Origin of the sequence: Halomonas sp. G11, assembly GCF_001663515.1 — a bacterium.
GTDB lineage: Bacteria > Pseudomonadota > Gammaproteobacteria > Pseudomonadales > Halomonadaceae > Vreelandella.
In genome coordinates this window covers 303,885-328,078 of record NZ_LYXG01000041.1, presented here as the reverse complement: position 1 = coordinate 328,078, position 24,194 = coordinate 303,885, and the positions used below count along the sequence as shown (strand labels likewise).

General features: G+C 54.7%; 18 protein-coding genes and 1 pseudogene. 12 read left to right on the top strand and 7 right to left on the bottom strand.

Translation table 11 applies throughout. The features are described from left to right. Positions 1-46: 46 nt before the first annotated feature. The 7 genes from recC to ADS46_RS15940 all read left to right on the top strand — a co-directional run bounded on the left by recC (position 47) and on the right by ADS46_RS15940 (position 12,984). A complete protein-coding gene (gene recC, locus ADS46_RS15965) occupies positions 47-3,631 on the top strand; it encodes an exodeoxyribonuclease V subunit gamma (protein ID WP_066321663.1) in 3,585 nt (1,194 codons plus the stop codon). Between the two features lie 54 nt (positions 3,632-3,685). Beyond that, positions 3,686-3,994 carry a nucleotidyltransferase domain-containing protein gene (locus ADS46_RS15960; protein WP_066321661.1) on the top strand — a complete coding sequence of 103 codons (309 nt, stop codon included), beginning with the start codon at positions 3,686-3,688 and terminating at the stop codon, positions 3,992-3,994. Positions 3,995-4,031: 37 nt separating this feature from the next. Next, positions 4,032-7,697, top strand: coding sequence for an exodeoxyribonuclease V subunit beta (gene recB, locus ADS46_RS15955; protein WP_066321660.1), 3,666 nt, complete (start codon positions 4,032-4,034; stop codon positions 7,695-7,697). Beyond that, positions 7,694-10,051 (top strand): exodeoxyribonuclease V subunit alpha, encoded by a 2,358-nt coding sequence (recD, locus tag ADS46_RS15950; protein ID WP_066321658.1) that lies wholly within the window; start codon positions 7,694-7,696, stop codon positions 10,049-10,051. The genes recB and recD overlap by 4 nt, the downstream gene beginning before the upstream one ends. 600 nt (positions 10,052-10,651) lie before the next feature. Then, positions 10,652-11,389 (top strand): YqcI/YcgG family protein, encoded by a 738-nt coding sequence (locus ADS46_RS15945; RefSeq protein ID WP_199825253.1) that lies wholly within the window; start codon positions 10,652-10,654, stop codon positions 11,387-11,389. Between the two features lie 2 nt (positions 11,390-11,391). Then, positions 11,392-11,706: a cupin domain-containing protein gene (locus ADS46_RS18645; RefSeq protein ID WP_082926120.1), complete on the top strand. Its 315-nt coding sequence runs from the start codon at positions 11,392-11,394 to the stop codon at positions 11,704-11,706. Positions 11,707-11,727: 21 nt separating this feature from the next. Further along, positions 11,728-12,984 (top strand): APC family permease, encoded by a 1,257-nt coding sequence (locus ADS46_RS15940; protein WP_066321657.1) that lies wholly within the window; start codon positions 11,728-11,730, stop codon positions 12,982-12,984. 17 nt (positions 12,985-13,001) lie between these two features. Here ADS46_RS15940 and ADS46_RS15935 read toward each other — a convergent pair whose 3' ends face one another. Further along, the gene (locus ADS46_RS15935; RefSeq protein WP_066321656.1) at positions 13,002-13,436 is read right to left on the bottom strand and encodes an Lrp/AsnC family transcriptional regulator; all 435 of its coding nucleotides are present in this window, start codon (positions 13,434-13,436) and stop codon (positions 13,002-13,004) included. 498 nt (positions 13,437-13,934) lie between these two features. Then, entirely contained in the window at positions 13,935-14,501 is a 567-nt protein-coding gene (locus ADS46_RS15930) for a DUF1993 domain-containing protein (RefSeq protein ID WP_066321655.1), read from the bottom strand. Positions 14,502-14,614: 113 nt separating this feature from the next. On the opposite strand from ADS46_RS15930, the pseudogene ADS46_RS19205 reads away from it, so the two are divergent. Continuing rightward, positions 14,615-14,826 (top strand): annotated as a pseudogene (locus ADS46_RS19205) (hypothetical protein); the annotation flags it as partial. 203 nt (positions 14,827-15,029) lie between these two features. Here ADS46_RS19205 and drt3b read toward each other — a convergent pair. From drt3b to ADS46_RS15905, 5 genes are all read right to left on the bottom strand, one after another. Further along, positions 15,030-17,105 carry an antiviral reverse transcriptase Drt3b gene (gene drt3b / locus ADS46_RS15925; protein WP_066321654.1) on the bottom strand — a complete coding sequence of 692 codons (2,076 nt, stop codon included), beginning with the start codon at positions 17,103-17,105 and terminating at the stop codon, positions 15,030-15,032. A 1-nt stretch (position 17,106) separates the two neighbouring features. Continuing rightward, complete coding sequence (gene drt3a / locus ADS46_RS15920) at positions 17,107-18,444, bottom strand: antiviral reverse transcriptase Drt3a (RefSeq protein WP_066321652.1); 1,338 nt, start codon at positions 18,442-18,444, stop codon at positions 17,107-17,109. 149 nt (positions 18,445-18,593) lie between these two features. Further along, positions 18,594-18,908, bottom strand: coding sequence for a DUF427 domain-containing protein (locus ADS46_RS15915; protein WP_066321651.1), 315 nt, complete (start codon positions 18,906-18,908; stop codon positions 18,594-18,596). 117 nt (positions 18,909-19,025) lie between these two features. Beyond that, entirely contained in the window at positions 19,026-19,361 is a 336-nt protein-coding gene (locus tag ADS46_RS15910; RefSeq protein WP_066321650.1) for a zinc ribbon domain-containing protein YjdM, read from the bottom strand. A gap of 90 nt (positions 19,362-19,451) precedes the next feature. Next, positions 19,452-20,168, bottom strand: coding sequence for a T6SS phospholipase effector Tle1-like catalytic domain-containing protein (locus ADS46_RS15905; RefSeq protein ID WP_199825252.1), 717 nt, complete (start codon positions 20,166-20,168; stop codon positions 19,452-19,454). Between the two features lie 65 nt (positions 20,169-20,233). Between ADS46_RS15905 and ADS46_RS15900 the strand changes: the two genes are divergently transcribed. The 4 genes from ADS46_RS15900 to ADS46_RS15885 all read left to right on the top strand — a co-directional run bounded on the left by ADS46_RS15900 (position 20,234) and on the right by ADS46_RS15885 (position 24,193). Further along, entirely contained in the window at positions 20,234-20,971 is a 738-nt protein-coding gene (locus ADS46_RS15900; protein WP_082926119.1) for a FadR/GntR family transcriptional regulator, read from the top strand. 195 nt (positions 20,972-21,166) lie between these two features. Further along, positions 21,167-22,117, top strand: coding sequence for a Bug family tripartite tricarboxylate transporter substrate binding protein (locus ADS46_RS15895; RefSeq protein WP_066321646.1), 951 nt, complete (start codon positions 21,167-21,169; stop codon positions 22,115-22,117). An 85-nt stretch (positions 22,118-22,202) separates the two neighbouring features. Then, positions 22,203-23,741 carry a tripartite tricarboxylate transporter permease gene (locus ADS46_RS15890; RefSeq protein ID WP_066321645.1) on the top strand — a complete coding sequence of 513 codons (1,539 nt, stop codon included), beginning with the start codon at positions 22,203-22,205 and terminating at the stop codon, positions 23,739-23,741. Continuing rightward, the gene (locus ADS46_RS15885; protein ID WP_066321644.1) at positions 23,738-24,193 is read left to right on the top strand and encodes a tripartite tricarboxylate transporter TctB family protein; all 456 of its coding nucleotides are present in this window, start codon (positions 23,738-23,740) and stop codon (positions 24,191-24,193) included. The genes ADS46_RS15890 and ADS46_RS15885 overlap by 4 nt, the downstream gene beginning before the upstream one ends. Position 24,194: the final 1 nt, after the last annotated feature.

Here is a 24,194-nt window from a genome sequence, read left to right as displayed (position 1 = left end):
GCACCATACCTTTAGCTACCACCACCGCCGTGAAGGAATCTCGCGCATGCCCGCCAATTCGCTGCTTTCGCCAACATCGCTAACGCCCGGGTTCATGGTGGTGCATGGCAATCGCCTGGAAGATTTGCGCGGGCTGGCGGTGGAATGGATGCGCCTGCACCCGCTGGGGCCGCTGGAGAACGAAACCATTCTGGTGCAGAGCAACGGCATCGGGCAGTGGCTGAAGCTGGCGCTGGCGGAAGACCCGGACAACGGCGGCGCGGGGATCGCGGCGGCGCTGGACGTGATGCTTCCCGCGCGGTTCCTGTGGCAGGCCTACCGCACGGTGCTGACTCACGTATCGAACAACGAAGACGCCGTGCCGGAAACCTCGCCGTTCGATAAATCGCGCCTGGTCTGGCGGCTACTCCGCCTGCTGCCCACCCTGGCGGAGCAGGACGTGTTTGCCCCGCTGGCGCAGTTTCTGGAAGTCGACCGCGACCAGCGCAAGCACTACCAGCTGGCCGAGCGGCTGGCGGACCTGTTCGACCAGTATCAGGTCTACCGCGCCGACTGGCTGGACGCCTGGGCCAACGGCGACGACGTGCTGATCACCGCCCGCGGCGAGTCCCGCCCGCTGGAAGACCACCAGCGCTGGCAGCCCGCCCTGTGGCGCATTCTGCGCGACGACGTGGCCGCCACCCAGGGCGATGCGGGCCTCGACAGCAGCCGCGCCCAGGTGCATCGGCGCTTTTTGAACGCCACCGAGCAATTGGACGGCCAGACCTGCCCGCCGGGCCTGCCCCGGCGGCTGATCATTTTCGGCATCTCGTCGCTGCCCCAGCAGACGCTGGAAGCCCTGGCGGCGCTCTCGCGCTGTTGCCAGGTGGTGCTCTGCGTGCACAACCCCTGCCAGTTCTACTGGGCGGATATCATCGAGCACAAGGACCTACTCCGCGCCAGCCGCTACCGCCAGCGGCGCAAGACCGGAATGCCCGAAGCGCTGGACGTGCTGGGCACCGGCGACGCTGACGATGCCCTGCACCTCCACGCCCAGCCGCTGCTCGCCGCCTGGGGCAAACAGGGCCGCGACTACCTGCGCCTGCTGGACGAGCACGACGACACCGGCGACTACCAGACCCTGTTCGAGCAGCAGGCGCTGCGCATCGACATGTTCGAGCCGTTCTCCGGCGAACGCGGCTGCCTGCTCAGCCATTTGCAGGACGACATCCGCGAGCTGCGCCCGGTGGCCGAGACACAAACCCACTGGCCCGCCCTCGCCCCGGCGGATGACTCCCTGGTGTTTCATATCGCCCACGGCCCCCAGCGGGAAGTCGAGATCCTCCACGACCAGCTGCTGGCCGCCTTCAGCGCCGACCCCGAGCTGCGCCCGCGGGACATCATCGTCATGGTGCCGGATATCGACCGCTACGCGCCGCACATTGACGCAGTATTCGGCCAGCTTCAAGGCGACGACCCGCGCTTCATCCCCTACACGCTTTCCGACCAGGCCAGCCGCCACCGCCTGCCGCTGATGATTGCGCTGGAAAAGCTGCTGCGCCTGCCGGAGCTGCGCCTGTCCGTCAGCGACCTGCTGGACCTGCTCGACGTGCCCGCCCTGCGCCAGCGCTTCGGGCTGGAAGAGCGCGACCTGCCGGTGCTGGAGCGCTGGATGGAAGGCGCGGGCATCCGCTGGGGGCTCAACGCCAAACAGCGCCAAACGCTCGAACTGCCCGGCGGGCTCAGCCAGAACACCTGGGCCTTTGGCCTGCGCCGCCTGCTGCTGGGTTACACCGTTGGCGAAGGCGACGCCTGGCAGGGCATCGAGCCGTTCGACGATATCGGCGGGCTGGAAGCGGGCCTTGCCGGGCCGCTGGCGACGTTGCTGGAAAAGCTCGAAGCCACCTGGGAGACCTTCCGCCAGCCCACCGATGCCGCCAGTTGGGTGGAACGACTCCGCACCCTGCTGGAAACCTTCTTCCTGACCGATGACGCCCAGGAAAGCGTGATGCTCACCAAGCTGGAAAACGGCCTGCAGCAAATCCTCGAAAGCAGCCGCGAAGCCCAGCTGGAAGACCCGCTGCCGCTTTCCATGGTGCGCGAACACTGGCTCGCTCAGATCGATGAGCACAGCCTCTCCCAGCGCTTCTTGGCCGGGGCGGTCAACTTCGCCACGCTGATGCCCATGCGCGCCATTCCGTTCAAGCGCGTCTGCCTGCTGGGCATGAACGACGGCGAATACCCCCGTTCCCAGCCGCCGCTGGACTTTGACCTGATGGGCAGCGACTACCGCCCCGGCGATCGCTCCCGCCGGGAAGACGACCGCTACCTGTTTCTCGAAGCACTGCTCTCCGCCCGAGACCAGCTCTACGTCAGCTGGGTTGGCCGCAGCCAGATCGACAACACGCCGCTGCCGCCCTCGGTACTGGTCGGCCAGCTGCGCGACCACCTGGCCGCCGGTTGGCACTTTGAACACGGCGCCCCGCTGCTCGACGCCCTGACCACCGAACACCCGCTGCAACCGTTCAGCCGCCGCTATTTCGAAGACAGCACCGAGTCCTTCCAGCTATTCACCTATATCCATGAGTGGCGTGGGATCCATGAATGGCGAGACGATCAAGCCCCAAGAGCGCCACGGTCTCAGCCAGAAAAGCTCCCCCCGCCGGAAAACGCCCCCACCAGCGTGTCCCTCGGCCAACTGGGCGGCTTTCTACGCGAACCCGTGCGTACCTTCTTCAATACCCGGCTGGGAGTGTATTTCGAGCAGGAAGCCATTGCCGAGCTAGACGCCGAACCCTTCGCCCTGGACGGCCTGCAGAACTGGCAGCTGCAGGACCGGCTCATCGCCGCCCAGCGCCACGCGGTGGACAACGGCGAGCCACGCCTGGAAGCCCTCGACGCCCAGCTTGAACGCTTCCAGGGCCAGGGCGTGCTCGCCATGGGGGCCTTTGGCGAGCGCATGCGCAACGCCCTGGCCGAGCCCATGGACGACCTGTTCAGCGCCTACCAGGACGCGCTGGCCCAGTGGCCCATCGCCTTGCCCGCGCCGGAACCGGTTCGCGTAGAAAGTGCCGACGGCATCGTGCTGGAAGACTGGCTGAACGAGCTGCGCCAGAACGAGGCCGGTGACCGCTGCCGCCTGCTGCTGCTCAGCAGCAGCCTGATCAGCCAGGGCAGCGGGCGCGGCCAGTACCGCTGGACCCACCTGCTGCGCCCCTGGGTCGCCCACCTGGCGGGCAACCTCAGCGGCCCGATGACCACCCAGCTACTTTCCAAGGCGGGCAACATCACGCTGGACCCCATCGCCGCCGACACCGCCCGCGCCCACCTGGACACCCAGATGACCGCCTGGCAAGCAGGCCTTGAAGCCCCGCTACCGCTGGCCCCCCAGGCGGCGTTTGCCTGGTTGACCAAGCTAGGCACGCCGGAAATCGCCGAAGAAAAAGGCCGGGAAAGCGACGCCTACGCCGCCGCCGAAGGCGCCTATGACGGCGGCCGCTTCCAGACCGGCGAAGTCGCCCAAAGCGCCTACCTCGGCCACCAGTGGCCCCGCTTCGAACGGCTGTTCAACGAGCAAACCCAACACGGCCACCGCTTCGCTACGCTCACCGAGGCGCTCTACGCCCCGCTGTTTTATGCGGTAAAGGGTTAGACTCGATACAGTGCTAGACTTTATAAACAGGCTCAAAGGAAAGGAGAGGCCTCCATGCGACTCACTCAATCACAGCGCTCCACGATCGTCTCTGGTGTCCGTGAGTTCATTGGGCCTTCCGTCAACGTCCACGTATTTGGCTCGCGTCTGGACGACACAAAGCGAGGCGGTGATATCGACCTGCTACTGATCTCCAGGACAGCGATTCCTCTGCTCGCCTCTGCCGAACTCAAAATGGCGCTGGAGGAGCGGCTGCAACTACCTGTGGATATCGTGACCTACGTCTCGACGGATGAGCCAACGCCCTTCCAGGCGATAGCCCTGAGCCAGTCGACGCCAATTGATGGTGAGGAAGCAGCATGAGCCAGGATTTCTCCACCGAGTTTGACAGTATCTTCTTATGAGCCAGCCCGCACCACTCGATCCATTACGTCTCCCCCTCCACGGCAGCAGGCTAATAGAAGCCAGCGCGGGCACCGGCAAAACCTTCACCATTGCGCTTTTATACGTGCGCCTGGTACTGGGCGGCCAACACAGCGACGACGAGACCGCCTTTGTGCGCCCGCTCACGCCGCCGGAAATCCTGGTCGTCACCTTCACCAACGCCGCCACCCAGGAACTGCGCGAACGCATCCGCAACCGGCTGGTAGAAGCTGCCGGGGTGTTTCGGGCTGACACTCCCGACGAGGAAGCTGATTCACTGCTCCTCCAGCTCCGCGACCAATACGACCCGGCCACCTGGCCCGCCTGCGCCCGCCGCCTGGAACTGGCCGCCGAATGGATGGATGAAGCCGCCGTCTCCACCATCCACAGCTGGTGCTACCGCATGCTGCGCGAACACGCCTTCGACAGCGGCAGCCTGTTCTCCCTCGACCTGGAAAACGACCAGCACGAACTGGAACAGGAAGTGGTGCGCGACTACTGGCGCACCTTCTACTACCCGCTGGACGCCGAGGCACTCGGCCACATTACCCGCTACTGGAAATCCCCCGGCGAACTGCACGCCCAGGTCGCCCGGCTGCTGCCCGAAAGCGAGGCCCTGGGCAGCCAGCGCCCCGACCCGGCGGACACCCTGAGCGCCGCCGAGGCCGAACGCCAGGCAACCCTCAGCACCCTGAAAGCCCCCTGGCCCGCCTGGCTGGACGAACTGGTGCCCGCACTGGAAGACGCCGCCAAGCGCAAGGCCTTCAAAGGCCAGAGCTTCAACGCCCGCAGCCGCGCCAACTGGCTGGGCGCGCTGCGCGAATGGAGCGAAAGCGACCTGGAACGCCCCGCGCTGACGCCCGCCGCCTGGAAACGCCTCACCCCGGAGGGCATGGCCGAGATCTGGAAAGACGGCGCACCGCCCTGCCCGGCGGCCTGGGAAGCGCTGGCCGAACTGCCCGCCGCCCTCGACGCCCTGCCGGAACCACGCAACGACCTGCTGATTCACGCCGTGCAGTGGTGCAAGGTGCGCCTGGAACGCGAGCAGGAACGCCGCGCCGAAATGGGCCCCAACGACCTGCTCACCCACCTGGACCGCGCCCTGCAAGGCCCCAACCGTGAAGCCCTGGCCGCGCAGATTCTGCGCCAGTTCCCCGTGGCGCTGATCGACGAATTCCAGGACACCGACCCCATCCAGTACCGCATTTTCAACGCGGTGTTCGAGGTCGCCAAGCCCCGGCGCGATGCCGCCATCCTGTTGATCGGCGACCCCAAGCAGGCCATCTACGCGTTTCGCGGCGCGGATATCTTCACCTACCTGCAGGCCCGCCAGGACACCGCCGGTCGCCACGTCACGCTGGGCACCAACTTCCGTTCCAGCCGCGCCATGGTCGAGGCGGTCAACCACTGCTTCCGCTACGCCGATCGGCACTCCGCCGGGGCGTTCCTGTTCCGCGAAGGCGACGACAACCCGCTGCCCTTCAACCCGGTGGGCGCCAAAGGCCGCGACGAACAGCTGGTGCACCAGGGGCAGCCGCTGCCCGCCATGACCCTCTGGCCGCTTGAAAGCGACGAGCCGCTCTCCAAGACCGCCTACCAGACCGAAATGGCCGAGCGCTGCGCCTCGTACATGACGGAACTACTCGAGGCAGGCCAGCAGGCAGAAAGCGGCTTTCAAGACGGCGACGCCCTCACACCGCTCAAGCCCTCCGACATGGCGGTGCTGGTCAACGGCCTGCAGGAAGCGCGCGCGATTCGCTTGGCGCTGGCCAGCCGTGGCGTCAAAAGCGTCTACCTTTCCGACCACGACAAGGTATTCAGCTCACCCATGGCCGCCCAGGTAGAACGCTGGCTGCGCGCCTGCGCCGAGCCGTTGGCGAGCTCCCGCCAGGCCGAAGCCCACCTGCGCGCGGCCCTGGCCACGCCGGTACTGGGCCTGACGCTGGCCGACCTGGACCACCTGCAACAAAGCGAGCTGGCCTGGGAAGAACGCGTGGAGCAGTTCAGCCACTACCACCGGCTGTGGCAGCGCCAGGGCGTGCTGCCGCTGGTGCGCCGCATGATGGTGGATTTCGATATCCCCGCCCGCCTGCTGGCGGAGTTCGAGGACGGTGAGCGCTTGCTAACCGACTTACTGCACCTGGGCGAACTGCTCCAGCAGGCAAGCCAGGAGCTGGACGGCGAACACGCGCTGATTCGCTTCCTGTACGACGCCATCGCCGACCCTGACAGCCACGGCGACAGCCACAAGCTGCGCCTGGAAAGCGACGCCGACCTGGTCAAGGTAGTGACCATCCACAAATCCAAGGGGCTCGAGTACCCGCTGGTGTTTCTGCCGTTTATCGCCAACCACCGCCCGGTGAAAGCCGGCGACGTACCGCTGCGCTGGCACGACGGCGAAGGCAACCTGCAACTTAGCCTGGAGGCCGACGAGGCCACGCTTGCCACCGCCGACCGCGAACGCCTGGGTGAAGACCTGCGCAAGCTCTACGTCGCGCTGACCCGCGCCCGCCACGCCACCTGGCTGGGGCTCGCGCCGCTCAAAGGCCTCGAGAACAGCGCCATCGGCCACCTGATCAACGGCGGCGAAGCCATGGCGCCGGACACGCTCAGCGCAAAACTTGCCGACCTTGCCGCAGGCAGCAAGATCCGCGTTGGCGAACCGCCCGCGCCCACCGCTCAGCGGCTGACGCCCCCCAAGGACACCGCCGCCCTGGGCCACGCCCGCACGCCGCTGCGCCCGGCCAAGGAACACTGGTGGATTGCCAGCTACTCGGCGCTGCGCCTTTCCGGCACGCTGACCGCCCCGGTCACCACGCCGCTGGAACCCACCACCGCCCAGGAAGCCACGGCGTTCGAGGTGCTGGACGAACCCCAGGATCTCGCCCAGCCGGAGGCGTTTCATCTGCATAAATTCCCCAGAGGCCCCGGCCCCGGCACCTTCCTGCACGGGCTACTGGAATGGGCGGGCAAGCAAGGTTTTGACGCCGCCGCGAGCGACGCTGAGAGCCTCGACGATATGCTCTGGCGTCGGGTGCAACTGCGCGGCTGGCAGAAGTGGCAGGAGCCGCTTTCCGGCTGGCTGACCGCACTGCTCACCACCCCGCTGACGCTGGCCTCTCAGCAGAGCGTCGCGCTCACCGAGCTTGCCAGTTACCAGGTCGAACTGGAGTTTTGGCTGGCCGCCAAGCAGGTGAGCACCCAGGCCATCGATGCGCTTGTTAGCAAGCACTTACTGCCGGGCTACGAACGACCCGCGCTGGATGCCGACAGCCTGAACGGCATGCTCAAGGGCTTTATCGACCTCGCCTTTGAGCACCAGGGGCGCTTTTACGTACTCGACTGGAAATCCAACTACCTGGGGCCGGACGACAGCGCCTACGAACCGGACGCCCTGCGCCACGCGCTGCTCGCCAAGCGCTACGACCTGCAGGCCGCACTTTACCTGCTGGCCATGCACCGGCTGCTCAAGGCGCGCCTGCCCAATTACGACCCCCACCAGCACCTGGGCGGCTCGATGACGGTGTTCCTGCGCGGCAGCCGCAGCCCAGGACGCGGCGTGTATACCGAAGCCGCCCCCGTGGCATTGATTGAAGCACTGGATGGCCTGTTTACAGGTACGGCACAGGAGGCCACCGCATGAGCGGCTCACCACACGACCACCACACGCCCGACCTGTTCGGCGACACCCCCGAAGCCGACCAGCCAAGCGCCCCAGCGCAAGTGAACGCTCACCCCGCGCTAAGCGATACCGGCGAGCTACTGGCGCTATGCGAGCACTGGGTCGCCCGAGGCTGGCTGCGCGACCTGGACCGCGCCCTGGTGCGCTTTTTGGCCACTGAAGCACCGGACGCCCCGCCGCTGCTGTTGCTAGGCGCAGCGCTGGCCAGCCACCAGCTCGGCCGCGGCCACGTATGCCTGGATATCAACGCCACGCTCAACGCGCCGGACTTCGCGCTTTCGCTACCCCCGGAAGGCGACGACCTCACCGACCCGCCGCCGCTGCCCAGCGAGGTGCTGGCAACGCTCACCCTTACCGACTGGCAAGCCGCGCTTGATCACCCCACGCTGATCAGCCAAGGCCCCGGCAACACGCCACTAGTGCGCAGCGACAGCGAACACACCACCCGCCTCTACCTGCGCCGCTACTGGCAATACGAACAAACCCTGCACCAGGAAATCGCCAACCGCCTCTCCGGCGAAGAGGGTTTTTGTAGGAGCCCAATTCATTGGGCGATGGATACCGGCACGGAGCCTACTGGCACTTGTAGGAGCCCGATTCATCGGGCGATGGATGACGCCAGTCATCCCGATCTACTCCCCAAAGCCCTAAACGTTCTATTTAAAAAAACCACCACCCTCGACTGGCAAAAAACCGCCTGCGCCTTAGCCGCCCGCAACCGCTTCGGCGTAATTACCGGCGGCCCCGGTACCGGTAAAACCACCACCGTGGTGCGCCTGCTCGCCCTGCTGCAAACCCTGCAGCTGGCCAAAGCGCCCACGCAACCGCTGCGCATTCGCCTCGCCGCGCCCACCGGCAAAGCCGCCGCAAGGCTGAATGAATCCATCGCCGGACAGGTAAGCCTCTTGCCATTCGAGTCTTTAAGCACTTTGTTGGAGCCCGATTCATTGGTGGTCCGACATATCGGCGATGATTGCGGCACAGAGTCTTTAAAAACCTCGATCCCAACTGAAGTCACTACACTCCACCGCTTATTAGGCGCACGCCCCGACACCCGCCACTTTCGCCACAACGCCGCCAACCCGCTGGCGCTGGACGTGCTGGTGATCGACGAAGCCTCGATGGTGGATATCGAAATGATGACCGCCGTGCTCAGCGCCCTGCCCGCCCAGGCGCAGCTGGTACTACTGGGCGATAAAGACCAGCTGGCCTCGGTGGAAGCCGGTGCCGTGCTCGGCGACCTGTGCCGCCGCGCCGAGGCCGCCCACTACACCCCGGAAACCGCCCAATGGCTGGAAAACGCCACCGGCCAGCCGCTGCCCAAGCACTACCTGGACGCCAACGGCCAGCCGCTCGACCAGGCGATTACCATGCTGCGTGTCAGCCATCGTTTTAACGCCGAAAGCGGCATCGGCCAACTGGCCCAGGCGATCAACCAGCCAAGCCACGCCCAAAGCGAACGCGAAAAGCACCAGGCGGTGCATGGCGTACTGCGCCACGGCTACCCGGACCTGCACCACCTCGTACTAGGCAGTCACGCCAAAAGCCGCGAGGAAGACACCGCGCTGGACAAGCTGGTAATTCACGGCAGCCCCGATGCGTTTCCGAACGCGGGCGAAGGCCGCACCGACCACGAAGGCACGCCCATCGCCCCGCCCACAGGCTACCGCCACTACCTGAACACGCTAAAAGCGCAGCGCCCGCAGGGGCTGGCGTTTGAGGAAGATAAAGAGGCGTATAACGACTGGGCTGGCGCGGTACTCAAAGCCTACAGCCACTTTCAGTTACTGTGCGCGCTGCGCAAAGGCCCCTGGGGGGTAGAAGGCCTGAACCTGCGCATCGCCAAAACGCTGCGCAGCGAAAAGCTGCTGTTCGGCAGCGACCACATGCTGGAAAAAGGCTGGTATGAAGGCCGCCCGGTGCTGGTGACGCAAAACGACTACGGCCTGAAACTGATGAACGGCGATATCGGCATCACCCTGGCGGTGCCGGACCCGCGCACGCCGGGTAAATCATTACTCCGCGTCGCCTTCCCAACCAGCGACCCAGAAAAGCCCATCAACTGGGTGCTGCCCTCCCGCCTGCACGCGGTAGAAACCGTATTCGCCATGACGGTACACAAATCCCAGGGCTCGGAGTTCCTGCACACCGCCCTGCTGCTACCGCAAACACCCAACCCCATCCTCACTCGAGAGCTGGTCTATACCGGCATCACCCGCGCTCGTGAATGGCTTACGGTGATTGAGGCCAAACGCGGGATTTTGAATGATGCGGTGACGCGGGAGGTTATGAGAGTAAGTGGGGTTGGGGGTTAGCAAAGGAGATTGCGAGATGTGGCTGTATTCACCTATAAATCGACCGCTGAGAAGCAAAGTTCCTCCTTTCCTCTTATGGCTTAGAACGAAGCTTTAACGCTCGGGTGTAGCACCGGGAGTAAACAACTATAAAAACTGAGAGTTAGCAGGTCGCCAAGTCTCTCTCCTTGAAAGGGCCAAAGACCTACAGTCTGCAAACAATTGCTCCAGCCGCCCCCTTTGCACTAGCAAACTGGCTACCAAGACGTTCAATAGTGGTCTGCTTCCTACTTTTTACTCTCATACCAAGGAAATAACGGTACCTATAGAGAGTTCTGCAGCTGGAATGAGCCCCAAGAGGGGGCACTGCCACAGTATAGGCAATATCGATGGTTTTATCGGAGCTTCTCTCATTCAAGCACGAGTAGTAAATACGACATATGAATTAGTAAAAAACACACCATAGACTTTTAATATTAACGATGCATGCGGCACTTTCCTTCCTAAAAAGCAGAAAACAAAAACTTAATTTATCACTTTAAAAATTCCATTGTTTTTTTGGTTAGCTATTATATAGCTCTCTGGCTTAATCATCATATTTCGGCGGGAGGAATGGATACCATGGAAACAATGGATTTAATAAATACTGATCATGCCATACATGACAAACACTCCGTCACTGAAATCTACCAGAAAGGCTCTTGGCAGAGGAAGGCCTTTAATGATTTCGAAGAGACAATGACTAACAAAGAGTCGCCTTTTCCGTGCGTATTTGGCGCACATGGTCTTAAGCAGGGACATTTGAGGTTTTTATTTCATAGTCATATTGAGATAGCATTACTAAGCCAACAACTACGGGAATATGTAAAAAACTCCCGAAACTTTGGAAACAACACCTCTTTGGTCCTTTTCACGAATATCGACCAGCGACTCGAAATAGATGAATATCACAGTATTTTTTGGGACACCCTTAAAGGTCTAACCGAAAACGACTCTCAACCATGGCCTGCTGAAATACCGAAAGCAACCGACGACCCAAAATGGGAATTTTGCTTTGCAGGAGAACCGATATTCGTTGTTTGTAATACGCCATCACATGTTATGCGGTATAGCAGGCATTCAACACACTTCATGTTAACTTTTCAGCCACGTTGGGTTTTCGACAATATTCTTGGCTCACCAGAACAAGCCAAAAAAGCTTTCTTAAAAGTTCGCAATATACTTAAAAAGTATGATGCAACACCTTTATCGCCTGACTTAGGCATGTATGGTGACCCAGGTATTTTAGAATCACGGCAATACTTCTTAGACGATATAAACAAGACAAAAGAATGTCCTTTTAAGCATCTGGGAGACTAGCAATGAAAAAATTCATTAGTGGATCAATTGAGAATATCAGTCTTTCGAAGTTAATTTCTCTTCTTCCTGAGCAAGGGTGCGTTGAGCTTCAGAGGGACGGTCCAAAACACACTCATAATTGGCACAAACATGAGACAGATGAAACTCTAATTATTATTCAAGGAAACATCACCTTTGGTATCGAATCTAAAGAAGTAACCTGCGGTCCTGGAGAGTATGTGGTTCTTCCTGCTGGAACGTTGCATAAGTCAACGGCTTCAAATGAAGGGTGCGTCTACACGATCTGCTTTCGGGATGTTCTTAACTGGCTTAGCTAAATTCTGGACGGAGAAACTCATATGGCTGAATTACAGAAAACTCTCTCCGCATGGCGGGGAGCAGCACTCTTTATAAATATCGTTCTTGGCGCAGGATTATTGGTGCTTCCAGGACTGACGGTGCAGAAGATCGGTGACCTTTCGATGATCTCCTGGATTCTCTGTGCTGTCCTGGCTTCTCCTTTGTTCATCATATTCATCATTCTGGGGTGCCGGTACCCTGGACCGGGAGGGATAGCATCATACGTAAAGCAAGCCTACGGTAGGCTTGCTTACATAATTGCTTCATTGATGTTCCTTGGAGCGGTACTACTCGGGTTGCCAGCGATTGCATTGACTGGAGGATACTATGCAAGCAATACCTTTGGTGGTCAGCCACACATGCACGCGCTACTGATCCTTGGTTCAGTACTTTTACTTAATCTACAGTCAGTTGAGGCGGCAGGTAAGCTGAACCAATGGCTTTCCTGGGTTCTTGTAGCATTTCTTACTGGACTGGCTCTTTTATCGTTATTCCTCGTTTCAAACGAACCCACCACACACTCCTTTGCAATGCCCAGCTCATTCAGTGAAATGAAAATGATTTGGGTCGCTGTTCCTATGATCTTTTTTGCATTCACCGGTTGGGAGGTGGGGGCAAGTATTACTGGTGAGTTTAAGAACCCTAAGAAAGACCTTCCATTAGCAATGTGGCTTTCGTTCGTCATTGCTGTAGCACTCTATCTGGTAATGGCTTACGTTGTTCAACGCGCAGACCTCGGTAACGCCTATGAATCACCTTTTGCAACTATCATAAATAACCATTTGGGCGCATACGGAAAAAATGTGGTTGGAGTTGTCGCTATAACCTTAATATTTGCGAATCTCAGTGCGGCCGGATGGGGAGTTTCGAGAATGTTTTACTCCCTAGCTCAAGAAGGCATTGCGCCACCCTTTCTACTGAGGCTGACAAAGGGTCAACCCTATCATTCGCTTGTTAGCATTATTTTTATCTTTAGCCTTGTTGTTATTTTAGATTGGCTAGGATTCATGGGAGTCGACAATCTCTTGTCGTTAGCAGGACAAAACTTCATAATTCTCTATGGGCTTTCTGCCTTAGTCCTGGTCAAGCTGGCGGAAAGGCTCCTCGAAAAAATGATTGCTTTTCTTGGGATATTCGTTTGCATGGCCATTGTAACCCTGCAAGGCTTCAGCATCATTTACCCACTTATTATCTTGGCTCTTTCTGTATCGACATTTTTCCTAAAAGCTAGGCAAAAAAAAGCCAGGGTGTATTAATGACGTTAGGAGTGGAGTCACACCCACTCCTTGATTACAGGTAAAATTGTCACAGTCTTGACCTTGGCATGTTCCATAAGATAGTACTTTAGCTCCATCATCTCTTCGAGTGTTTTGTACTCTATCTCCAGAACCAGGTCCATTTCTCCATATACCGATAATCTTCGTTTAATAATACCGAAGATCGACAGATCATCTAACAAGTTTTCACATTGCGCACCATCTACGTGGGTAATAATAACAAAGCCACCGAGCTTTTCTGATTTCACGTTATCACTGGCCAATACAACATTATAGCCTTGGATAATTCCATCCGCTTCTAAGCGCTCAATCCGTTTTTCTACTGCAGTCCTTGACCGATTGACACGACGCGCAATATCAGAAAATCTCTCTCTGGCGTTGATTTTGAGAATTTCGATAATCTGGCGATCCACATCATCTTTAATTTCCATGCTAATACCCGCCTATCATGCTTGTGAACCTTTAAACCCGTGCCTACATTTAATATATTAGATTGTTGTATATTTGAGAAGACGTCTCATAAGCCGCACGCAATAAGGTCAGCGATTTATTAGGTCGCCCATATCTTAGCGAAGCAGCAACCCGAAAAAGCCCATCTGTTGAATACTGCCTCCTTGCATGCATGCAGTGGAAACCATCTTTACGGTGTCGGTACACAAATCACAGAGCTCGGACTCCCTGCACATCGCCCTGCTGCTTCCGCCCACACCCAACCTATCCTCACACGCAAGCGCTCTACCGACATTCCCCGCGCCCGCGAATGGCTCACGCTGATCGAGGCCAAACGCGGCATATTGAATGATGCAGTGACGAGGGAGGTTTTGAGAGTGAGTGGGTCCGCGGAGTAAAACCAGCAGAGAACATTCGCTGGCTGTATGCAGAGCTCACTCAACGTTTACGCTGTCATACTGCACTTCATAACCAAGCATTTAAGCTTTAGGAATCGTTTCCGGGCAAATATACGGAAACAGGTGCGCTACATAATCGGCTTTTCCAAGTTCGACCTTCTCGCTGCGCAATATGGAATAGGCGGTCATGATGTGAAAATAAAACTGAGCCAGTGTCCAATCCCGCGCATATTGTTCAGCCGTTAAATCGAGAACCATGCCGTTGGGAAGCTCGTGCACCAAGGGCTTTTCCGCGTCTACATCCAACGCATCGTGGGAAAGGTCGTCGAGCAACGCAATAGTTTCATCAATACGCGCTTGCGCGTCCGCGAGTGAGCCGGGTTGCTCTCCGGCGTTTCGCCCTTCATCGAGCAGTATCGTGATAGTGGGTGGCAGCGCCTTGTCTTGAAGCCGGTAGACCGCCTCTTGAGCCTGTACACAAGAAACCCGAACCTGAGTCGACAGCGGATACATATCTGGTGCGAGACGTGCAGAAAGCAGCGCATGTGCGTTAGCTTCAGGCATCTGAGCCTGCGCATTTGTCAGCCAGTTCGAAAGCGCACCAAGCATTTGTGTATAGGTGGGAACCAGCAGTTGCGTTAATGACATTTGCGTTCTTCCTATTGAATCGATAGTGACAGAATAGTCGCTATCGCACGCCCACTTTATAAACCCAGTGATCGCAAATGATAGCCGTCAAACCGTAAACTCTGCTAGCTGCAAGCATTGAACCCGTGTTCACGATATCCCAAGGTTTGGAGTCTCAGCACACCGCCCCACTAATACCACCCACGCCCAACCCCATACTCACACGCGAGCTGGTCTAACCGGCATCACCCGCACCCGCGAATGGCTCACAGTGATGGAAGCCAAACGCGGAATATTGAATGATGCAGTGACGAGGGAGGTGATGAGGGTGAGTGGGCTAGATTAAGACAACACGGTACTAAAAAAATATCTAAATTAGTGAAGTTATATTCATATGATCATTTATAAAACTTAATTATTATAAATAATGGGTGGGTGGCTCATCCGGACCACCCCAGTCATCGCCTCCGTGCATTGGACCGCGATAACCCCCATGCGAGTGTGTGGGCTGCCTACAGCTATTAGCGGCTGGATGATGCATGGGAACGTTTAATATACTTCGAAGCTTCGTTTAGCGTCAAGCTCCTTACCAAAGTCAAAGTCAATCCAGGTCGTAAACCATTCAGTCCTAAGGTTTATGAGAGCTTTTTGATCTTCCTCATTTTTTACGCCAAATAATGACAACAACTCTTTCTTTAAGCTTTCACGAATATAGGGACATGCTAAACAGTCGAAAAGTAAAATAGTTTTTTCAGTATCTTTAGAAAGAACGTTTTTATTATCTTTCATCTTATCTAAAATATATCTCTCTATCGAATATCGAAACAAATCATATCTTTTTTTGTTCCCAACATAGAACAACGCAACGGTAATAGAAAAAAGATTTAAACTATTATCAAAAACGTAAAAGCTGTCGGCTTCCTCTTTTTTTCCGCCAAAATATTTTGCTAACACCTGCTCTTCTACCCTATAGTCTTTACCTAGCTCAGACAATACTGTAAGAAGGTATAAAGTCTCAACTTGCGTATGCCTCTGAATAGTAATTTTATTTGCTATGAAATAGATATTTTCAAAAATTTGCTTGAATGCAGCATCCATATAATCTCTATCAGAATTCTTTTCTCTGAGAAAAGAAATTATAACGTACAAAACCCTGACTAACTTAACAGTAGTGTTTACTCTTGGAGAGACTGAGTATATAAAAAAAGAAAACTCTATTATTGATATAATGGCATAATAAAGTGATTTTGAAGATCTATTTTCCTTATCAACCTCCTTGAAGTTCTCGATAATTTTTCTCAATCTGCTTTCAACAATTGCCAGAGAATAATTAAGTATATCTTTGTATTCCACACCGCTAGTTTTAATTATTTTTTTAAATTCTGTAATCAAAGGTGAAGACTTGATAAATATATGCCCATGCTTAACTTTAGCATTAACGTCGTCTTGGAGCACTTCAGTTTCGACTATCTCATATTTCAACTTCTCATTAAGCAAGTTAGAAATTTGTTTTTTTGCTATAGTTATTTCTGTTATAATAGGTTTTTGGTAAATTTTCTCTTTTTCAGTGTTTAGGTTAAGCTTATATTCTTTCAAACTAGCCTGTAGCTGGCTAAGTATTTTTCTATATATATCTTCCTTATTATAAAAAACAAAGTAATCATCTACATATCTAAAGATCTCATAATCCACCCCATAAAAAATACCCTGGAAATCTAGTTCTTCATAAACATTTTTATCTATATTCTGAAGGATTATTTCTGCGAATATTCTTGATGTTTCTGGACCAATCAGAATACCGTTAGTTTCACCATAGTTTTCCGAACGCATTAGTTCATCAAATTCCTCTGGAAAGCATCCCTTTAAAGATCCTCCTTTTATAGTTCCAGCCATAACATCTTTTACAGTTTCTTTCCCAAAAACTGACCAAGCAATTGAGTGTGTATAAATACTATCAAAACACTTTGAAATATCTAATCTGGCTAAGTTATTGTATTTTTTTTCGCACTGATGATATTCAACGGATTCAAAAAATTTAAATATATTACTGTACTTTTTATAAACGAAAAAAGATTTCAGACTGCTATATTCTTTTTTGTATTCTTCGATCAAACCAGATGGCTCATGATCCTCATTTTTTGCAAGCTTATTCCTAGACTCCCAATAGATAAGACGGGCAGGCTTGTAAGGAGCACGAAGACTAAATTTACTTTTCTGGCAATGGTAAATTAATAAATCTTTATAATTATCGTAAAAGGACACTAGCCTAATTTGGTTCCTGGGGTGCGCAAAAGATAAAACTCTTAACTCATCCATCTTATGGGTAATTCCATAAGTAAATGGAATAGTTGTAGTAAGCCCTTTTTGAAATTTCAATTTATTTTTTTCTTTTTTCTCAAAACCTTCAATATTCGGCTCTTCAATTCCTAAAAAGAGCTGTATCGCCAAATGTGCTCCACTTGAAGTTGGATACCATTCAAACCCACCTTCCTTATATTCGACACTATTTTCTTTTAAAAAATCATAAAAATAGCGATTTGAAAAAGTTAAGGGTATTTCATAAGGTAATACATCAGAGATTACAGCCCTTTCTTTATCGGTAGTTAATTTTACCTTTTTTTTCATATTATTGATTCCAAACCCGAGTGATTTCTTTCAAGTCTTGAGTAGAGAACTTCCTAAACTCTTTATTCAAAAAACCTCTTTTGAAAGAAAATTTCATGACTTTTCTCTTCAAGGTATCACAGTTCAAATCTAAGGCTCTTATATTCAAACAATGATCAAGCTGATCTAAGAACTCAAGGTTATCAACCCATTTATTGGAATGGTAGATGCCAACAAACGCCCCACCTTTATTATTTGTTAGCTTAGTGTTTCCAGTAAGCATTCTAACTCTAGCTAACAACAGTTTCTTATCATTATCTGATCCATAGCTTTTACTATACTTATCAAAAGCTGTGTTTAATCTATCTTTGTACTTATCTACTTTTCTTTCACTTGCGCAGATACCTAGTTTACCTCCATGTTGTCGAATTATGTACCCTAAATATTCTATACTATAACTTACCCCCTTGTTGTAATTAATTATTTTCGTTTTATTTTTATTTAATGAAAGACCAATATTTAACATTAGCTCAGCAATTTCTCTCTGCCTATCGTCAGCAGTAAAAAAATCAGAAGGAGTAAAAACAGCAATAATATCATCTACATATCTTGTATAATATACAACTCCAGGCATGGATTTAATTTTTTCATCAAACTCGCTCATATATAACTCTGACAAATAAGCACTTATACCAATTCCTCTTGGAATTCCTTTACTACTGCCAGTGATAGATCTATACTGATTTAATATCTGTGAAATAATTTTCCTAGAAGCTAATGAAAGCTTAGGATTGCTATTTATTTTGCTTTTTAAAATATCACTATCAATGCTTTCATAGAACCCAGAAATATCGGTTTTAATTATTTGCTTTGGAAAAGCATCATCAAGAACAGACTTCAACTGTGATATAACAATATCTCTATTAGCCTGTTTTACATTATATGTGGATTTAATATTTTGCTGTATTTTCTTTTCTGCAAAAAAAGATTCTAATTCGCTATTAATTCTATAAGTTTCTTTATGATGATGAGGCGAGTTATTTCTTTCAATGCTTATTTTGAAAGTTCTCTTAGCAATGGCCTGAGATATCTTTTCCAAATGTGAATCAATTACCTCATCACGTTTAGAATCGTTCTCCTTTATTGACTCTTTCAACTTATGGAAACGGTAATTAAAAACTTCCTCTGAATACTTTTCCTTTCTTTTATTCAAATTACTCCTAACACGACGAAGTCGTTTTATAATCAAAGAATATTCTTTTACTTCAGCCGGAAACCCTTTTTCAATATAGTCCCCTTTTCGATTCTCTTTATCGTAGATAATTCGTAAATTTTTAGATGTGAAAGATTGGCTAAGCATTTAAACCCCTGCAAGAAACAACATAACTATTATAAATTTTAACAACAATGGACTTCACTACTTAATTACAGCAAACAAACATAAATAAAAAGCTTTTAACTTTAAGATCAAGAATTCGACAAGACAGGCTCGTGAATAATTTAATTGTATCATTTCTCTTCGAACGCCACCCTACCCGCTATCGCTTCCATCCCTTCAATCGGCTGCTCATAGCTCCAGGCAATATCTTTGTGATCGCCCAGCGAGAAATACACCGTATGCCCTTTAAACGGGCAGTGGGTGGTCGTTTTTGAGGTGGTAAGCAAATCCATCCGCACGTCTTCACGTGGGATGTAATGGCGTGGCGGGTAGCCGGTTTCGCGGAGTTCGAGGGCTTGGGTAGACTCGGCAACTAACTTGCCATCCACATGCACCTGCACGCGCTGGTTAACGGGATGAAGCTCGATGCGTGGGGCATGTGGCATTAAGTTGTTCCCTGCGGCGATTTTCGCTCTAGTAAAATTAGCCTAGCAGTTAACTTAGGTTAAACACACCCTCGCAGCTTAGCTTTTAGTCGGTAGCGGATGGATTGGTGGTAGGGTTCAAGCTTTCTTCACGAATTGGGCGGTGACCATCATGTCGCCTGCGCCGTCGACCTTGCAGTCCAGCTGGTGGTCCTTGCCTTCCTTGAGCCGTTTGATCACGGCTTTGGTGCCAATCTTGAGCACGATAGAGCTGCTTTTCACCTTGAGGTCTTTCACCAGCGTGACCTTGTCGCCTTCTGCCAGCAGGGTGCCGTTGGCATCCTTGACGGTGACCGCGTCTTCAGCGGCGGCCTCTTCGGGGTTCCATTCATGGGCGCACTCCGGGCAGATGAGCAGGCTTCGATCCTGGTAGACAAATTCGGACTGACAACGGGGGCAAGGTGGGCACGACATAGTAGTGGCTTCAGTGGTTTGATTAGCAGCCTATGATACTGCGCCCTGGCGGCCTTGGCGAATGGTGCCAATGAAGATTGCCCGCCCTGCCTATTGATCCGGTGGGGTCAGTTTGGCATCGGTTAAGGTGCGTGGCCGGTAATCACACGTTGTATCGCCCCAACGCTTCCAGACACTGTCATCGATTGAAATATTGACCGCAGGCTGTCCCTGCATCCCTTGGGAATATTGCCGGTAGAATCGGCCGTCACCTTCCTTTCCAAGGCGTTTGAATCTGGCGTAGAACCCCTTCAGAAATTCGGCGAAAGAATCTCTTGGCACTGTCTTCCAGGCATCCTCGGCAACGTCGAATGGATTCACTTTCAGGCCAGCCTTTTCCGCCTTGCCTAACATCCAGTTCAAGGGTATGTCGGGCAGCGTGTCATTCGCGCCGTACCCGCCGCCTACATTGGCGTGGGCGCCGATAAACCAGCGCTGCTCTACGTCGCGGTTGCCGGCTTTGGGCTTGCCGTCCTTGCTGGTCCAGAGCGAGACGTTGTAGGTCTCCCGGTGCTCGTCCAGCGCCACCGCTTGGTAAGCGTGGTCGACAATGCTGGAAAGCTCCGTATCGTGCCAATCGTATTGGCTTTTAAACAGGTTGGTGCCGGGCACGCCCAGCGCGCCAACGGTATCCCATATACCGATGAAATGAATCCTCGGCTGGCGGCTGAAGCTTTCCTTGAAGCCTGTGCAAACGTCAGCATCCGGGTGCAGATCCTTATTCGGGTTCTCCAGATAACGGTTGAACCGCGCTGAAGATGGAGGCACAACACTTTGCTGGCGTATGCTGGTATTGAATAAACAGTGACGACTAACAGTTTTGGGGAAAGTGCATGCCTCCATCCATGGAAAAAGTCTCGCCAGCGCCCCCTTCCAGGGAGATGCCAGATGGCAAGGGCCAGAAGCTTAGCGACCGGGTTTACGGCGATATTGTCGACCGAATTATTCAGCGTGAATTCGGTGAGGGTGAGCGGCTTCCATCAGAGGAACAGTTGGCGTCCTATTACGGTGTGTCGCGTCCAATCGTGCGCGAAGCGTTGGCCAGGCTGCGCGATGATGAATTAATTCGCTCACAACGTGGGGCGGGAAGTTTCGTCCAGCGGCGCCCCGAGCGTGCCATGCTTGAGTTCGCTCCGCTGGAAAGCCTGGCCGATATCCAACGCTGTTTTGAGTTCCGAATCGCCGTGGAAACCGAGGCCGCACGACTCGCGGCCATCAAGGCAACAGACGAAGAACGCGTGGCACTGGCTCAAGCGCTGGCATTGCTAGAGCAGCGTATCCGCGACAATGAGCTGGGCGTGGATGCCGATTTCAATTTTCATCTATCCATCGCTCACGCCACGCATAACCGGTTTTTCTCCGATACCCTGCTGTCGCTTAAGCCCGCCATCACGTATGGCCAAAACATGGCCCGCGGCCTGGGCTTGCGACGCCCAGAGCGCCATGTCCCCGAAGTACAGGTCGAACACCGTGACATCCACGACGCCATCCTTGCGGAAGACCCTGAGCGTGCCGCTTTTTGTATGCAGCATCACTTGAGCAGTTCGCGTCGGCGCGTCTTCGAAGGATAGGGATTTGACAACTTTTACAACTCGACTAGCTTGAACTGTAAGGTCGTTCACGCTGGCGAATGAAGGTGTGTAACGGCCCCGTAGGACGCAGGCCGAGAAATATAAAAACAAACACCACGGCCCTGATTCGCGTCACTGCCCATAACGACGAAGAAACGTAGATAAAATAATACAACTACTTCGGAGCACCACTTTATGACATTTACCTACAAGACGCTCGCGATGTCCGTAACGGCAATCGCCACCATGGGCCTTGCCGGAATGGCCCAGGCTGAGTACCCGGAAGAAGACATCACCTACATCATTCCCTTCGATCCAGGCGGTGAATCCGATGTGACGGCGCGTTTCCAGGAACCGATCCTGGAAGAGGAGCTTGGCGTGTCGGTCAATGTGACTCACCGGCCGGGTGGCGGGGGTGCCGTGGCCTGGAGTGAATTCCAGAACAGCGCAGAGCCTGACGGCTACGAGATCATCGGGGTCAATATTCCGCATATCATCGGCCAGCCGATCCAGCGCAATGACGCCGGTTACGAGACCGACGACTGGAGAATCGTCACCTTCTTCCACTCAACTCCCAACGCGCTGATCGTCTCCGACGATAGCCCTTACGACACGCTGGAAGATCTCGTCGAGGACGCCAAGGAGAACCCAGAGGCGATTACCTTGGGCGGCAGTGGTACCTACAGCGCTAATCACCTGGACATGCTGCGCTTCGAGAAAGCAGCCGATATCGATCTGACCTACATTCCCTTCTCGGGGACCGGGCCATTGAAAGGGGCGCTGGAAGGTGGCCATGTCGCCGGTATCTTTAACTACACCATGCTGGGCACCGAGATGGCCGATAGCGTCAAGGTCCTGGCCGTGGCCGCCGAAGAGCGCGTCAAGGCGCTGCCTGATGCCCCCACTTTCAAGGAGCAGGGCTACGACATCGTGGGCGGTGCTTATCGCGGCGTTGCGGTGCCCAAGGACACCCCTGACGAGGTGGTTGCAACCCTCGAAGAAGCCTTCGCAGAGGCCAACCGTCAGATCACCGAAAAACAGGAGCCGCTGGGCTTCGTGATGGAATACATCACCGGTGATGAAGTTGACGAGGTCATGGCCATGCTGCGTGAGGCCTACGGCCCCATCCTCGAAGAGGCCGAGTAACACCTTTCCCTCCGTGGGGCTCCTGAGTGGGCCCCTTTTTCTTGAACCATGATGGCCACACGCGTGGCCACTGGGAGGGTGACTCATGGAGATGTTACTGGAGGCGCTGACCTCCCTCCTTACCTTTGAAAGTATCTTCACAGTACTGCTGGGCGTCTCAGCGGGACTCTTCATTGGGTCCATGCCAGGACTGACGGCCACGATGGCGCTTGCCATGCTCCTCCCCTTCACGTTCTCAATGGAAGCTCTGCAGGGGTTGATCGCGCTGGGGGCGGTCTACATGGGGTCTATCTATGGCGGTGCTTTTACGGCCATCCTGATCAATACCCCCGGTACCCCATCGTCCATTGCCACCACGTTCGACGGCTACCCCATGGCACGTCAGGGCAGAGCCTATGAGGCCCTGGCAGCAGCGACCATTGCCTCAGTGGTGGGCGGCATCATCGGGGTCATCTTTCTATTGATTCTCGCGCCGCCGCTTGCCCGGCTGGCGGTTGCTTTCGGCCCCTCAGAGATGTTCTGGGTGGCGATGTTAGGGCTGACGCTGGTCGCCAGCCTGTCCAGCGACTCGCTCTTGAAAGGGTTATTGGCGGGTTGTATTGGCATTCTGCTTAGCACGATCGGGGTGTCGCCGGTCGGGGGAGAGAGCCGTTTCACCTTTGGCTATCCGCCGTTACAAGGCGGCATCGAGCTGATCGTCGCATTGATCGGGCTGTTCGTGGTCCCCGAACTGTTGACCATGGCGGCTGAGGGGCGCGGGGCATTGCCCGGTGGTGGCGAGCTGCGCAAGAAAGAGGTTTCCATCGCCAGGATCGCCCGGCATATCTTCATCAAGCCCGTCAACCTGATCCGCTCCTGCCTGATCGGGCAGATTATCGCGATCATTCCGGGGGCCGGAGGAAACGTCACCAGCCTGGTGGCCTACAACGAGGCACGGCGTTTCTCCAAGGATCCCAAGAGTTTCGGCAAGGGCAACATCGATGGCGTAGTGGCCTCGGAGTCGAGCAACAACGTGATGGTCGCTGGCAGCATGGTGCCGCTGCTGACGTTGGGCATTCCCGGGGCGCCTCCCGATGCCATCATTCTCGGGGTGTTGCTGATGCATGGGCTGCGTCCGGGCCTCGACCTGTTCACCGAGTCTGGGGTGTTGACCAACGGCTTCATTCTCTCCATGGGGTTATCGGCGCTGATGCTGTTGCCGGTGGGGCTGCTGGGCGGGCGCCTGATCCATCGTGTGGTCATTCGCACGCCTTATTATTTCCTGGTGCCGAGCATCGCCATGGTGACCATCCTTGGGACATTTGCATTGCGCAATAGCATGCTGGATGTAGGCATCATGCTCATCCTGGGCACGGCTGGCTACTTCTTGCGGCTGATCGGCATCCAGGCGGCCCCCATCGTGCTTGGCCTGATCCTGGGAGGCATTGCCGAACAGGGCTATGTGCAGACGTTGATGGCGGCGGTCGTCGACCCGATTCCCTGGCTGCGGCTGGTGAGCAATCCGCTTTCCATGGTGTTGGCCTGCATGGTGCTGCTGGGCGCCGCCACGGCACTGGTGCCCATGTGGCTGGCCCGCAAGGGGCTTTTGGACAAGGTCGAAGAGGATAGCGGAGGCTCGTCATGATCGTGCGCCTCAATACCGACATCGCCGCAGGCGCTCTCGGCCTGACTTTTGGTGCCGCGCTGTGGTTCCCGCGGGCGGATATCGGCCGACTGAGCATCATTTTTCCGCGTGCCGTCCTGCTGATCCTCACTCTCATTTCGGTCGCCCTGATCGTCAAGGGCTTCGTCAAGCCGAGTGGCCGCCAAGTCGAGATCACCGGCAGCCCACTGCGCCTGGTCACGGTGATCATCGGCTTCTTTCTCTGGTGGGGCCTGGTCGACCTGCTGGGGTTTCTGCTCACGACGCTGATCGCCTTCTTCGCGCTTACCTGGTACCTCGCCAGGGTCGAGACGGTGGTTAGCTGGCAGCGCATGCTGAAGTGGAGCCCCATCATTGTGGTGCTAGTCGGCGTCTTTTACCTGACCTTCACGGAGGTGCTCAATGTGCGCCTGCCGACGGGTCTGTTCTTTTAGT

Coding starts and splice junctions, on each gene's coding strand:
- ADS46_RS15910 (WP_066321650.1), bottom strand. CDS start 19,361: ATGTCGTGCCCACCTTGCCCCCGTTGTCAGTCCGAATTTGTCTACCAG.
- ADS46_RS15945 (WP_199825253.1), top strand. CDS start 10,652: ATGGAAACAATGGATTTAATAAATACTGATCATGCCATACATGACAAA.
- recB (WP_066321660.1), top strand. CDS start 4,032: ATGAGCCAGCCCGCACCACTCGATCCATTACGTCTCCCCCTCCACGGC.
- ADS46_RS15900 (WP_082926119.1), top strand. CDS start 20,234: ATGCCTCCATCCATGGAAAAAGTCTCGCCAGCGCCCCCTTCCAGGGAG.
- ADS46_RS15885 (WP_066321644.1), top strand. CDS start 23,738: ATGATCGTGCGCCTCAATACCGACATCGCCGCAGGCGCTCTCGGCCTG.
- drt3b (WP_066321654.1), bottom strand. CDS start 17,105: ATGAAAAAAAAGGTAAAATTAACTACCGATAAAGAAAGGGCTGTAATC.
- ADS46_RS18645 (WP_082926120.1), top strand. CDS start 11,392: ATGAAAAAATTCATTAGTGGATCAATTGAGAATATCAGTCTTTCGAAG.
- ADS46_RS15960 (WP_066321661.1), top strand. CDS start 3,686: ATGCGACTCACTCAATCACAGCGCTCCACGATCGTCTCTGGTGTCCGT.
- ADS46_RS15940 (WP_066321657.1), top strand. CDS start 11,728: ATGGCTGAATTACAGAAAACTCTCTCCGCATGGCGGGGAGCAGCACTC.
- ADS46_RS15890 (WP_066321645.1), top strand. CDS start 22,203: ATGGAGATGTTACTGGAGGCGCTGACCTCCCTCCTTACCTTTGAAAGT.
- ADS46_RS15915 (WP_066321651.1), bottom strand. CDS start 18,908: ATGCCACATGCCCCACGCATCGAGCTTCATCCCGTTAACCAGCGCGTG.
- recD (WP_066321658.1), top strand. CDS start 7,694: ATGAGCGGCTCACCACACGACCACCACACGCCCGACCTGTTCGGCGAC.
- ADS46_RS15935 (WP_066321656.1), bottom strand. CDS start 13,436: ATGGAAATTAAAGATGATGTGGATCGCCAGATTATCGAAATTCTCAAA.
- ADS46_RS15895 (WP_066321646.1), top strand. CDS start 21,167: ATGACATTTACCTACAAGACGCTCGCGATGTCCGTAACGGCAATCGCC.
- drt3a (WP_066321652.1), bottom strand. CDS start 18,444: ATGCTTAGCCAATCTTTCACATCTAAAAATTTACGAATTATCTACGAT.
- ADS46_RS15930 (WP_066321655.1), bottom strand. CDS start 14,501: ATGTCATTAACGCAACTGCTGGTTCCCACCTATACACAAATGCTTGGT.
- recC (WP_066321663.1), top strand. CDS start 47: ATGCCCGCCAATTCGCTGCTTTCGCCAACATCGCTAACGCCCGGGTTC.